The sequence below is a fragment of the Myxococcus faecalis genome, from assembly GCF_050039385.1.
Taxonomy (GTDB): Bacteria; Myxococcota; Myxococcia; order Myxococcales; family Myxococcaceae; genus Myxococcus; species Myxococcus fulvus.
On sequence record NZ_CP144336.1, the window covers coordinates 10,259,213 to 10,271,879 of the forward strand.

The following is a 12,667-nucleotide window of genomic DNA, read 5'->3' on the forward strand; positions in this document are numbered from 1 at the left end:
CTCTTGAATGCCCAGGGGCTGCGTGGCTCCGTCCCGTTGAAGGGTTCCCGCGAGGCGCAGGTCCGACTCGGGCCCGTGGACCTCATCATCGTCATCGCCTGTTCGCTCGCGGCGCTGGTGCTGCTCGGCCCCGGGCGGTGGACGCTGGGGTCGCTCCACCATGTCTGGCTGTTCGCCTCGATGGCGGCGGGCCCGCTGGTGCTGCGCACGCTCGAGTCGCGCTTCCCGACGCAGCGGTGGCTGACCGTCCTGGCGGACTTCTGGTTGCTGCCCGTGGCGGTGCTCACGCACGGCTGGCTCACCCCCGTGGTGGACACGCTCAACCCGTTCCTGCGGGACGCGCAGCTGGTGGCCGCGGACCAGCGCATCTTCGGGTTCCAGGCCTCCGTGGTGCTGGCGAACGTCATCCCCGGCTGGCTCAACGACGTGCTGCTCATCTGCTACTACGGCCACTTCGTGTGGCCGCTGGTGCTGGGCATCGGCCTGTACCGGCGCGCACGCGGCGCCTCGCCGGAGTTCGACGAGTACCTGTTGGGGCTGGGGCTGCTGTTCATCCTGAACTACTCGGCGTACTCGTTGGTGCCGGCCGTGGGGCCGCGCTACTTCTTCGTCGACGCGTTCGATGCGCCGCTGCAGGGCACGCTGACGCCGTGGCTGGACTCGCTGATGCGCAGGCCCGTCTTCGCACGGGACTGCTTCCCCTCGGGGCACACGGGCACCACGCTGCTGGTGCTCTTCTATGCGTGGCGGTTCTCCCGGAAGGTGTTCTGGGTGATGTTGCTGCCGGGCCTGGGGCTCATCTTCGCGACGCTCGCCGGGCGCTTCCACTACGCCACCGACTTGTTGTGCGCGGTGCCCCTGGTGATGGTGGTGGTGGGCATGGCCACGGCGCTGACGCGGGCGGCGCGGCATCGCGAGAGCGAGAGGGCCGCGCGTTCCGTCCCGGTGGACGCTATCCTGCGCCCCTGAGCACGGCTCCGGCCCCTCGAGGCCGGCCGTGTCGGGAGCGCTCCATGTCCAGGTCCGTGTCGTCGCAGCGCGTGTCGCGGTTCGGCACCACCGTCTTCTCCGAGTTCAGTGCCCTGGCCCAGAAGCACGGCGCGGTGAACCTGGGGCAGGGGTTCCCCGACTTCGACGGGCCGGAGGTCGTGAAGGAGGCCGCGTGGCGCGCCATCCACGACGGCGTCAACCAGTACGCCATGAGCACCGGCGCGCGGGACCTGCGCGTGGCCATCGCCGAGCACTCGGCCCGCTTCCACGGCCAGGCGGTGGACCCGGACACCATGGTGACGGTGACGAGTGGGGCCACGGAGGCCATCCTCGACGTCATCCTCGGCCTGGTGGACCCGGGGGACGAGGTCATCGCGTTCGAGCCGTTCTACGACTCGTACGACGCCAACATCACCTTCGTCGGCGCCACGGCGCGCTGGGTTCCCCTGAGGCCGCCGGACGCGGCGCATGCGCAGTGGTGGTTCGACTGGGACGAGCTGCGCGCGGCCTTCAGTCCACGCACGCGGCTGCTCATCCTCAACACGCCCCACAATCCGACGGGGAAGGTCTTCACGCGCGAGGAACTGGAGCGCATCGGCGCGCTGTGCGCCGAGCATGACGTGAAGGTGCTGTCCGACGAGGTCTACGAGCACATCACCTTCGCCCCCGCGCGCCACGTGCGCCCGGCCACCGTGCCCTCGTTGGCGGACCGCACGGTGACGGTGAGCAGCGGAGGCAAGACGTTCAGCCTCACGGGCTGGAAGGTGGGCTGGGTCATCGCGCCGCCCCCACTGCGCGACGCCATCCAGCGCGCGCATCAGTTCGTGACCTTCGCCACCGCGTCCCCCTTCCAGGCGGCCATGGCGGCGGCGCTCCGGCTGCCGGACGCGTACTTCGACGGACTGTCGGCGGCCTACGCCGCGCGGCGGGAGCGGCTGTTGTCCGGTCTTCGCGACGCGGGCCTGAAGGCCCATGTCCCGGAGGGGAGCTACTTCATCCTCACGGACATCTCCGGCCTGGGCTTCGCGGACGACGTGGCCTTCTGCCGGCACCTGGTGTCGGAGGTCGGCGTGGCGGCCATCCCCCCGAGCGTCTTCTATGGCCCCGAGCACCGCCACCTGGGCCATGGGCTCGCCCGCTTCGCGTTCTGCAAGACGGACGCGGTGCTGGACGAGGCCGTGCGCCGGCTGCGCGCGAAGCTCGGGCCCGGGCGCTGAAGGCCGGCGCCCCCGCGTTGCGACGGCGGGACGGGGTTGCTACATCCCCCGGCAGAGGAGGGCGGCGTCGTTCTTCCCGGCCGCTGACGTGCGCGCGTGGACTTCTTCGGCGAGCTGTACCTGCGCAGCACGTTGCCCTTCCTGTCCGAGAGCGTGACGGCGAGGGAGGCGGACTATCTGGCGCGCGCGTTCGCCGACGTGCCCGGCCCGGAGCCCGTGGCGGACCTGGGCTGCGGCCATGGGCGCCATGCCTCGCGACTCCAGGCCTCGGGCCCCCTGGCGGGGCGCGTCATCGGGCTGGAGCGGGATGCGTTGTCGCTGGCCATGCGACGTCCGGGGTTCCCCGTGGTGCGAGGCGACCTCCGGGCCTTGCCCTTCCGGGAGGGTTCCCTGTCCGGAGCGTACGCGTGGTACTCCACCTTGTTCGCCTTCACGGACGAGGAGCACGTGCGCATCCTCCGGGAGGTGGCGAGGGCGTTGAGGCGGGGAGGGCTCCTGGTGTTCCACACGGTGCCGCACGAGCGACTGGCCGCGTCACCGGGGGCCGCGTTCCAGCGGACACTTCCGGACGGGGCCGTGTTGGAGGAGGAGAGCCACTTCGACGCGGCGACGGGGCGCGACGAGGGACGGCGGACCCTCACCCTGCGGGATGGCCGTGTCCTGTCTGCGTCCTACTCCATTCGTTACTATCCCCTTGCGGAACTGACCGCGCTGTTGGAAAGCACCGGGTTTTCGATCTCCTGGGTGCATGGCGGACTCGATGGCGAGCCGCTGACGCGACGGTCGGCCGACCTGATTGTTGGAGCGGTGCTGCGAGATGCCTGAGACCTCACATTCACGAGCGCGCGGGAACCTGCTGGGCCAGCTGCCGAAGCGGGTGGACGTGTACGAGGTCGGTCCTCGCGACGGCCTGCAGAACGAGCTGCGCACGCTGCCCACGCGGGACAAGGCGCGGCTCATCAATGCCCTGGTGGAAGCGGGCGAGAAGCGCATCGAGGTGACGTCGTTCGTCTCGCCCAAGTGGATTCCCCAACTGGCGGACGCCGAGGAGCTGCTGCGCCTGGTGGGGCGCCGCGAGGGCGTGGTGTTCTCCGCGCTGGTGCCCAACCTCAAGGGGCTGGAGCGCGCGAAGGAGGCCGGGCTGGAGGAGGCCGCGGTGTTCATCTCCGCGTCCGAGGCCCACTCCAAGAAGAACATCAACAAGAGCATCGCGGAGGCCATGGCCGGCGCGCGCGAGGTCACCACGGCGGCGCTCCAGGCCGGCATGCGCGTGCGCGGCTACCTCTCCACCGTGTGGGGCTGCCCCTACGAGGGCCATGTCCCGGTGGAGCGCGTGGTGGACATCTGCCGGCATCTGGTGGACGCGGGCATCTACCAGCTCAGCCTGGGCGACACGATTGGCGTGGGCACGCCGAGGCAGACCGAGGAGATCCTCGACGCGCTGCTCAAGCACATCCCCGTCGAGAAGCTGGCGCTGCACCTGCACGACACGCGGGGCACGGCGCTGGCCAACTCGCTCGTCGGCTTGTCCGCGGGCGTGACGACCTTCGACGCGAGCATCGGCGGGCTGGGCGGCTGCCCCTATGCGCCGGGCGCCGCGGGCAACCTGGCGACCGAGGACGCCGTCTTCATGTTCCACGGCATGGGCGTGGAGACCGGCATCAACCTGGACCGGCTGGTGGAGGCCGGGGAGATTGCCCAGGAGCTGATCGGCCGGAAGCTGGCCGGGAAGTTCCTCCAGGCCGCGCTGGGTGAGCGGGAGAAGAAGGCGTCCCGCCGCGCTCAGACCTGAGGCGCTCGTCGCAGGTAGGGCGCGGCGCTGGTGACTTCACTCCCAGTAATCATTGATGCCGGTCTGGGTCGGCATGCCGACAAGCGCCTGCTCGGCCGCCCCGGCCCCCTCTGATGAGCTCGCCGCAGGGCCTGATGTGACGTTGGTGGTGACCAGCGTTCACCGGAGCGGCGCGGGCAGGCACTTCACTCCAGGTAATGGTTGTGCGCGTGGGGGTCGCCAGTCATCCCGAGGCCCGGTGGGGCTCCTCCCAGGGCAGGCAAGGAGCCGCCGCGTTGCGTCAGCGGCCGTCGATCATCGAAGCGAGCTTCTCCTGGAGGCCCAGGTGGGCGGCGGCGGACTCCAGCATCCGGCGCTCCTTGCGGTCGATGCGCCCGTCCACCAGGGCCATCTCGACGATGTTGCGCAGGAAGACCTCGGCCTCGGGGCTGCCGCGCGCCACCAACCGGTCGAAGAGCTGCGGCCCCGCGTTGAGCGCCATCTCCACCTGTGACCACTCCACGTTCCACCGCTCCGCGCACAGCTTCAGGAGGCGCCGCTCGGCCGCGGTGACGGTGCCGTCCGCGGAGGCGATCGCGGCCATCATGTAGATGAGCCGCTGCCGCTCCTGGAGGTCCATCACCGTGTCCGAGCCCGAGGCGGGGGCCGCCGCGGCACGGGTGACGCTCGGCGGTCGAGGCACCGACGCGCGCCGCGGCCTCTCACGGAAACCCGCGTCCTCGCGCGCGTTCCACGATTCGAACGGCAGCGCGGACGCGAGCACCCAGTCCCGCTCACCGTTCGCCAGCTGCGTGCCGCAGAACTCACACGTCGTGGCCGCGCTGTTCGTCAGCGGTGCGTTGCACTGCGGGCAGCGGTCCGTGGACATGCCGTTCGCGGTGTTCGTCTTCGCTCCGTGCTTGCGCACCAGCGTGAAGACGAAGCGCTGGGGAAGGGTGGGCAGTTGGGGCGGCCGCTCGTTGACGGGGCCGATGCCCATGCGCGCGCTCCAGCGAATCTCCACCTGCGCCTTGTCGTACCCGCGAGGGTCGATCTCCAACGCGCGCACGTCGACGGAGCCCACCGCGCACTCCAGGAACACGCGCCGCCGTCCCTGCTGACGCAGGCCCTCCAGCTCCGAGCCCAGTGACTCGAGTGCCTCCGGCGTGGCGACCTTCGACAGCCCCGTCGTGTCACCCCGGCTCTGGGCGTCGATCCACTTCCAGAACAGCAGGGACGCGCGGTCCTCGAGCATCTCCAGGTTGAGCGCCGGGTCGTCCTGGCGCGCCTGCATCAGCCCATCCACGTTGCGGTGGTAGCGCGAGTGCTCCACGCCCTGGGTGATCTCCGCCAGCGTCCAGTCGTAGTTGCCGGAGTTGACCACCGCGCCGCAGAACTCGCAGCTGTTCGCCGCGCCACCCTGGAAGGGCGCGCCGCAGTTGGGGCACTTGCCCTGGAACAGGTCCGCGCCGATGCGCGTCTGCGCGCCCGGCTTGCGCACGAAGGTCCACACCTCCGTGAACGCCTCCAACGGCGCCTTGCGCGCGGACTGGATGGCCTGCGCGTCAGAGTCGCTCGCCGACACGTCCGTGTCCCGCATCCGCGCGTGGACGCGGATCTGGACGCTGTCGAACCACTCGCTCTGCTCCAGGCCGATGAGCTGGAGGTCCAGCACCTCGATGTCGGTGATGGCGTCGCGGACGCCCTGGGCGTCGAGCAGCTTCAACTGCACGCCGAAGCGCTGCCACGTCGCGTCCGACAGGAAGGGCCGCACCGGCGTCATGTCGCGCTGGAACCAGGCCTGCTGCAAGTCGAGGAACAGCCGGCGCGTGCGGTCCAGCATGGGGCCGGGCTCGAAGGCGGGGTCCTTGAGCTTCAGCGCGTTGACCCAGCCTGCCACGTCGCTGGAGCTGACCTGGGTGCGCTGCTGCGCCTCGTACTGGTCCAGCGCCTTGCGTGTCGTCGCGTCCGGGTGGAGGTTGCGCTTGTAGAGCCAGTACATGACGCCGCCGATGACCAGCAGCGGAATCATCACCTTGGGGTAGCGGAACACCAGGCGGAACGCCTCGAACAGCAGCCAGATGGGCAGGCCGTCGCCGCCGCGGTCCCGGCTGTCGGAGTTGCCTCGGGTGTAGTGCTCGCCGCCACCGCCTCGGGCCAGGGCCTCCAGGGGACCGAGGGCCAGGGCCACCAGGGCGAGTGCCGAGGGCAGATGATGCGCCCACGGGGCGAGCTGTCGGAGCAGGTTGCGTGGCGAAGGCATGCGGGGATGCTAACCGTTTCCGCCTTGCCAGACCCGCCTTCCCACCGCACTCTGCCGCGTCCCAGGGCAGCCCGCCGGGCGGGCCCTGGAAGGGGAGCGGATATGCCGGAATTCAAGGTCGACGCACGCGGTGCCATCGAGATCTGGACCATCGACGGCGAGGGCCGCCGCAATGCCATCAGCCGCGCGATGCTCCAGGAACTGGGCGCGCTCGTCGAGCGTGTGTCATCGGGTCATCAGGTCCGCGCGGTGGTCATCACCGGCGCGGGCGACAAGGCGTTCTGCGCGGGCGCGGACCTCAAGGAGCGTGCGGGCATGCAGGAGGCGGAGGTGCGCGCGTTCCTCGACGGCCTGCGCCGGACCTTCCGCGCGATCGAAAAGAGCGACTGCGTCTTCATCGCCGCCATCAACGGCGCGGCCTTTGGCGGAGGCACCGAGCTGGCGCTCGCGTGTGACTTGCGCGTGGCGGCCCCCGCGGCCGAGCTGGGCCTCACCGAGGTGAAGCTCGGCATCATCCCCGGCGGTGGCGGCACGCAGCGCCTGTCTCGCCTCGTGGGACCGGGTCGGGCCAAGGACCTCATCCTCACCGCGCGCCGGCTCAACGCGGCGGAGGCGTTCGCCATCGGCCTGGTCAACCGGCTCGCGCCCGAGGGACATCTCCTGGAGGTGGCGCACGCCCTGGCCGAGTCCGTCGTCGACAACGCGCCCATCGCCGTGGCCACCGCCAAGCACGCCATCGACGAGGGCACGGGCCTGGAGCTGGACGACGCGCTCGCGCTGGAGCTGCGCAAGTACGAGGAGGTCCTCAAGACGGAGGATCGCCTCGAGGGCCTGCGCGCCTTCGCGGAGAAGCGCGCCCCCGTCTACAAGGGCCGCTGAGCCGCGACGCACGAAGGGCGGCGGCCCGCGAGCAGCTCGCGGACCCCGCCCCGTGAAGTGCCCGGCCGCCGTCGGCCCCCCGCTCGCGAGGGGCCCGCGGCCACCGGCTCAGGCGCTGGCGCTCTTCTCGGGCGCCAGGCCGATGTTCTGCTTGTTCATGTAGCCCATGGCCTTGTCCTTGACGGTGGTGCGCAGGTCATCCCCCGTCTTGGGCGTGAGCAGCAGCGCCGCCACGCCGCCGGCCACCGCGCCGATGACGAACAGCCCCAGGCCGCCCAGGCCGGAGCGCGCCGGCTTGTACGTCGTCAGGCCGATGTGGCGCAGCGCATCATCCGGCTCGAAGTCATCCCAGCGGTCCTTGGCCACGCGGGGAAGCTCGTCGAGGAGCTTGTGGGCCACCCACTTGCGGTACAGCTCACTCTTGGCCAAACCCTTCGCCGTCCACTTCGCCTTCTTCTTCGCGAACATGCATCCCTCCAGGGCCAGTGTGGTCGGGGCCGCGTCGCGGGCGCGGCGTGACCCCTATGAGCCTTGAAGGTAGGCAGGGGAGCCCGTGCCGCCACCCCCCGCGCCCTGGGGGTCGTTCGTCGCGTCGCCGTTTGGACGCACTCCCAGGCCCACCCCCTTGGAGAGGGGGCAGCCAGGCTCGGGGCTTTCTGGTATGTCGCCGGGCGCTCCCCGGGCCTCCAGGCGGTGCGAGAAGGTCGCCGCGCGGGGACCCTTTGCGATAGATCCGCCCGACATGGACTTCGAACTTCCCGAGAGTCACCGCGCCCTCCAGTCCTCGCTTCGCGACTTCTGCGAGGACCGCGTGAAGCCGTACGCCGCCCAGTGGGATCGCGAGGAGAAGTTCCCCATGGACGTGGTGCGGGAGCTGGGACAGCTCGGCGTCATGGGCATCCTGGTGTCGGAGCAGTACGGCGGGGCGGACATGGACTCGCTCGCCGTGGCGGTGGCCGTGGAGGAGATCGCCCGCTACGACGGCTCGCTCGCCCTCACCGTGGCCAGCCACAACGGCCTGGGCACCAGCCACCTGCGGGTCTTCGGCACCCCGGCCCAGCACGAGAAGTACCTGCCGAAGCTGGCCTCCGCCGAGTTCCTGGGCGCCTGGGGCCTGACGGAGCCGGGCTCGGGCTCGGACGCGTCGGGCATGAAGACCACGGCGGTGCGCAAGGGCGACGGCTGGGTGCTCAACGGCACCAAGATGTTCATCACCCAGGGCACCGTGGGCGACGTCTTCGTGGTGCTCGCGGTGACGTCCCCCGACAAGCGCCAGAAGGGCATCACCGCGTTCCTGCTGGAGAAGGGGATGCCCGGGTTCAGCCAGCGCGCCATCCACGGCAAGCTGGGCATGCGCTCCTCGGACACGGCGGAGCTGGTGCTGGAGAACGTGGAGGTCCCCGACTCGCACCGCGTGGGCGAGGTGGACCACGGCTTCATCGACACGATGAAGATCCTCGACAAGGGCCGCATCACCATCGGCGCGCTGGCGGTGGGGCTGGCCCGGGGCGCGCTGGAGGAGTCCGCGCGCTACGCCAAGGACCGCACCGCCTTCGGTCAGCCCATCGCGGACTTCCAGGCCCTGCGCTGGATGATGGCGGACATGAAGACGGAGACGGACGCCGCGCGGCTGCTCGTCCACCGGGCGGCGAGGCTCGCCGATGCGGGCCAGCCGTACTCCAAGGAGGCCTCCATGGCGAAGCTCTTCGCCTCCGAGGTCGCCACCCGCTCGGCCGCCAAGGCCGTGCAGATCCACGGGGGCTATGGCTACACCCGTGAATTCCCGGTTGAACGCTACCTCCGCGACGCCAAACTGTGTGAAATTGGCGAAGGAACCAGCGAGATCCAACGCACCATCATCGCGAGAGAGACCTTCAAAGGGGCTTGATGGACACCGCACGGCTGGAGGGACTCGGGCTTCAAGTCCGTGAGGACGTGGCCGGCACCGAGGCGGTGCTGGACCTGGAGTCGTCGCCGCTCGTCAATCCCGTGACCAAGGCGTTCATCGCCGAGGTGACCTTCCAGGTGATGGGGGACCGGCTCATCCCCATCTCCCCGGCGGCGGTGGTGGGACTGGCGCCCATCCTCATCGGCGCGCTGAGCGACGTGGCGGACATCGAGGCGCTGCTGTCGGATGCCTTCAACGAGCACATCTTCCACGTGCAGCGCCGCTCCGCGGAGCTCCAGGTCCTGGGGTTGTCGCCCAGGGTGGACGCGGACACGCTGGAGTTGACCACGGACGTGGTGGAGGGGGACCTGTCGGTCCTGCTCGCGGCGGACCGGCTGGGCAACTTCCGCATCGCGCGGGTGCAGCGCGACAAGGTGGACGTGGCCGGCGGTGCGGGCCACACGCTGGAGCTGTCGGAGTTCCGGGAGCGGGCGGCGCTGACGGGCTACCTGGCGGCCCTCCTGGGGGAGCCGGCGAGCCGTCCCCAGCCGACGCCCACGGGGCTGGTGCGCTTCTCGGACATCGTGGAGAAGTTCGGCGCGGAGTCGTTGGTGCCGCCCAGGAGCAGCCTGGAGTTGCTGGCGCAGTTGCAGGTGGAGGGCCGGCCGTACCGCTTCGCCGCCGCGAGGGTCGCGGGGCGCACCTTCCGGGGCCTGTTGGCGGGAGCCCAGGGCAAGGTGTGGGCGGGGCGGTTCGAGCTGGATGAGTTCCCCGGCATCGTCCGGATGGTGGCGTCGTTGTTGAAGGTGCGTCCGGAGGCCGTGAGGTTGGTGGGCCCCGACGCGCCGCAGGAGTGAGAGACGTCCGTGGAGAAGCTCAGTCCGTCGGAGCGGGTGGAGGCCCTGGAGAAGCGGCTGGGGTTCGTGTTCTCGCGCAGGGAGGTCGCGCTCGAGGCGCTCACCCACAAGACCTACGTCAACGAGACGCGGGACAAGGACCTCAAGGACAACCAGCGGTTGGAGTTCCTGGGGGACTCGGTGGTGAACCTGGCCGTGAGTCACCGGCTGATGGATCGCTTCCCGACGATGCCCGAGGGCGACCTCACCAAGCTGCGCGCCCGCATCGTCAACGAGGACGGCCTGGCCCGCGTGGCCCGGAGCGTGCCGCTGGGTGATCTGCTGCTGCTGGGCCGGGGCGAGACGCTGTCGGGCGGGCGCGAGAAGAACTCCGTGCTGGCGGACGCGCTCGAGGCCGTCTTCGGTGCCATCTACCTGTGTGCGAGCCTGGAGACCGCCGCGCAGCTGGTGGACAAGTGCTTCGCGGAGCTCCTGGACGAGGTCTCCAGCGGCCAGGGGCGGCTGGACTACAAGACGCTCCTGCAGGAGATGGCCCACGAGAAGCTGAAGGTGTCGCCGCGCTACCGCGTGGTGTCCGAGGCGGGGCCGGAGCACTCGAAGGTGTTCGAGGTGGAGGTGTCGCTCGGTGAGGCGCCCTTCGCTCGGGCCACCGGGCGAAGCAAGAAGGAGGCGGAGCAGTGCGCGGCCCAGGTCACCCTGGAGCGCCTCAAGCGGGAGGCCGCCGCCAGCCCGCCCCCCGGCCCCGAGGGGCAGGCCCCCACCTCCGAGGAGGGGATGGCCGCCCCCGCGCCGGTGACCCCGGAAGTGCCACCGGACGACAACCCGACGTGAAACCCCTTGGAGGGGAGAGGGGTGGGGAATAAGGTGCCGCGCCCATGCGTCCCTCCGCCCCCTTGCGTCTGTCGCTCGCCCTGGTGGCCTGCCTGTGGGCAGGGGTCGCCGTGGCCGCGGCGCCCGCGGCTCCGGGCAAGTGGACCAAGAAGGTGACGGCGGGCAAGGACGTCTACGCCACCTTCAAGACGAGCGCGGGGGACATCACCGTGCTGCTCTTCTCCAAGGACGCCCCCAAGACGGTGGCGAACTTCGTGGGCCTCGCGGCCGGGGAGAAGGAGTGGCGCGACCCCAAGTCCGGGGAGATGTCCAGGAAGCCCCTCTACGACGGCACGGTGTTCCACCGCGTCATCCCGGGCTTCATGATTCAGGGCGGAGACCCCACGGGGACGGGCTCGGGTGACCCGGGCTTCCGCTTCGAGGACGAGTTCCAGTCCGGCCGCACCTTCGACAAGGTGGGCCTGTTGGCCATGGCCAACCGGGGGCCGGGCACCAACGGCAGCCAGTTCTTCATCACCACCAGTACGCCGGACCACCTGACGAACCGGCACACCATCTTCGGCGAGGTGGTGAAGGGCTATGACGTGGTGGAGCGCATCGGCGGCCTGCCCCGGGACAACCGCGACCGGCCCCGCGAGGCGGTGGTGCTCACCAAGGTGGAGCTGAGCGACAAGGCGCCCCCGGGCCTCGCCGCGACGCAGGCCCCGGCGGATGCGCCGACCCGGCCCGGGGCGACGCCGAAGCGGAAGGGGTCGCAGCAGCCCGAGTCGACCCGGCCGTGGTGAGACGTGAAAGACGGGCCTGCGACTTCGGCGGGCCTCTGGTAGATGGGAGGAGTGTCGTGACGTTTTACATGGAGGACGCACCGCGGACGGTGAGCCGCCCGACGTCCCAGCCGTAGGCCGCCCGCCTGCCCGCCGCTCCCCGGCAGAAGCCAGGGACGCGGGTCTGTTATAGGGCGTTCATTTGGAAGTCTCCCCTCAGGGGCTCCCGGCATCGCGGGACTCCCAGACCACCTTCGAAGCAATGGCCTCTCCCAAGAACCACCGCAGCGGCTTCGCCGCGCTCATCGGACGCCCCAACGTGGGCAAGAGCACCCTGCTCAACGCGCTCACCGGTGAGAAGATCGCCATCGTCTCCGGCAAGCCGCAGACGACCCGCAACCGCATCCTCGGCGTGGTGACGCGCCCCGAGGGGCAGGTCGCCTTCATCGACACCCCCGGCATCCACCAGGCCAAGGGGGAGCTCAACCGCTACATGGTGGAGACGGCGCTGCAGGCCGCGGAGGAGGTGGACCTGGTCCTCTTCCTCATCGAGCCGCCCGCCGGCGAGAAGCTCGAGGTGAGTCCGGGCAACCGCACCATCCTCGAGCGGCTGCAGAAGCTGGGCAAACCCACCTTCCTGGTCATCAACAAGATCGACTCGCTGCCCAAGGCGGCGCTCTTGCCGCTGATTGATCTGTACCGGCAGGAGTTCCCGTTCGCGGAGGTGGTGCCCATCTCCGCCCGCGAGAAGGACGGCGTGGAGCGGCTGTTCCACGCGGTGCTGGGCCACCTGCCGGAAGGCGAGCGCATCTTCGACGAGGACATGCTCACCGACCAGCAGGAGCGCACGCTGGTGGCGGAGTACATCCGCGAGCAGGTGCTGCGTCACTGCCGTCAGGAGATTCCGTACTCCACGGCGGTGCTGGTGGACATCTTCGATGAATCCGAGCGCGAGCCCCGTCCGGGCACGCCGCCGGGCCAGCTGGGCGGACTCATCCGCATCGCCGCGTCCATCTACGTGGAGCGCGACAGCCAGAAGGCCATCATCATCGGCAAGCAGGGACAGATGTTGAAGACGATTGGCACCGACGCGCGCAAGTCCGTGCAGCGGCTGCTGGGAGCGCATGTCTACCTGGACCTGCGCGTCCGGGTGGAGCCGCGCTGGAGCGAGCGCCCCGAAGGCCTCAAGAAGCTGGGATACGACTGA

Annotated in this window: 12 protein-coding genes; 10 read left to right on the top strand and 2 right to left on the bottom strand. The window is 70.3% G+C overall.

Features of this window, described 5'->3' with window-relative positions:
* Positions 1–3: 3 nt before the first annotated feature.
* From VZQ01_RS40885 to VZQ01_RS40900, 4 genes are all read left to right on the top strand, one after another.
* Positions 4–969 (top strand): phosphatase PAP2 family protein, encoded by a 966-nt coding sequence (locus VZQ01_RS40885; RefSeq protein ID WP_223783376.1) that lies wholly within the window; start codon positions 4–6, stop codon positions 967–969.
* Between the two features lie 44 nt (positions 970–1,013).
* Positions 1,014–2,207, top strand: coding sequence for a methionine aminotransferase (locus tag VZQ01_RS40890; protein ID WP_426746354.1), 1,194 nt, complete (start codon positions 1,014–1,016; stop codon positions 2,205–2,207).
* A 96-nt stretch (positions 2,208–2,303) separates the two neighbouring features.
* Positions 2,304–3,032 carry a class I SAM-dependent methyltransferase gene (locus VZQ01_RS40895; RefSeq protein WP_223749001.1) on the top strand — a complete coding sequence of 243 codons (729 nt, stop codon included), beginning with the start codon at positions 2,304–2,306 and terminating at the stop codon, positions 3,030–3,032.
* Positions 3,025–3,999, top strand: coding sequence for a hydroxymethylglutaryl-CoA lyase (locus VZQ01_RS40900; RefSeq protein WP_046713845.1), 975 nt, complete (start codon positions 3,025–3,027; stop codon positions 3,997–3,999). Before VZQ01_RS40895 ends, VZQ01_RS40900 begins: the two co-directional genes overlap by 8 nt.
* 280 nt (positions 4,000–4,279) lie before the next feature.
* On the opposite strand, the gene VZQ01_RS40905 is transcribed toward VZQ01_RS40900, so the two are convergent.
* Positions 4,280–6,241, bottom strand: a complete 1,962-nt coding sequence (locus VZQ01_RS40905) for a TIM44-like domain-containing protein (protein WP_426746355.1) — start codon at positions 6,239–6,241, stop codon at positions 4,280–4,282.
* A gap of 102 nt (positions 6,242–6,343) precedes the next feature.
* Between VZQ01_RS40905 and VZQ01_RS40910 the strand changes: the two genes are divergently transcribed.
* Positions 6,344–7,120 (top strand): enoyl-CoA hydratase-related protein, encoded by a 777-nt coding sequence (locus VZQ01_RS40910; RefSeq protein ID WP_223748999.1) that lies wholly within the window; start codon positions 6,344–6,346, stop codon positions 7,118–7,120.
* A 108-nt stretch (positions 7,121–7,228) separates the two neighbouring features.
* Here VZQ01_RS40910 and VZQ01_RS40915 read toward each other — a convergent pair whose 3' ends face one another.
* A complete protein-coding gene (locus tag VZQ01_RS40915) occupies positions 7,229–7,588 on the bottom strand; it encodes a YtxH domain-containing protein (RefSeq protein ID WP_223748998.1) in 360 nt (119 codons plus the stop codon).
* A 274-nt stretch (positions 7,589–7,862) separates the two neighbouring features.
* On the opposite strand from VZQ01_RS40915, the gene VZQ01_RS40920 reads away from it, so the two are divergent.
* From VZQ01_RS40920 to era, 5 genes are all read left to right on the top strand, one after another.
* Complete coding sequence (locus tag VZQ01_RS40920; protein WP_426746356.1) at positions 7,863–9,008, top strand: acyl-CoA dehydrogenase family protein; 1,146 nt, start codon at positions 7,863–7,865, stop codon at positions 9,006–9,008.
* Positions 9,008–9,865, top strand: coding sequence for a hypothetical protein (locus VZQ01_RS40925; protein WP_174816821.1), 858 nt, complete (start codon positions 9,008–9,010; stop codon positions 9,863–9,865). Before VZQ01_RS40920 ends, VZQ01_RS40925 begins: the two co-directional genes overlap by 1 nt.
* Positions 9,866–9,874: 9 nt before the next feature.
* Positions 9,875–10,696, top strand: coding sequence for a ribonuclease III (gene rnc, locus VZQ01_RS40930; protein ID WP_426746357.1), 822 nt, complete (start codon positions 9,875–9,877; stop codon positions 10,694–10,696).
* 44 nt (positions 10,697–10,740) lie between these two features.
* The gene (locus VZQ01_RS40935; protein ID WP_426746358.1) at positions 10,741–11,481 is read left to right on the top strand and encodes a peptidylprolyl isomerase; all 741 of its coding nucleotides are present in this window, start codon (positions 10,741–10,743) and stop codon (positions 11,479–11,481) included.
* A 241-nt stretch (positions 11,482–11,722) separates the two neighbouring features.
* On the top strand, positions 11,723–12,667 hold the full coding sequence (era, locus tag VZQ01_RS40940) for a GTPase Era (RefSeq protein ID WP_223748994.1): 945 nt from the start codon (positions 11,723–11,725) through the stop codon (positions 12,665–12,667).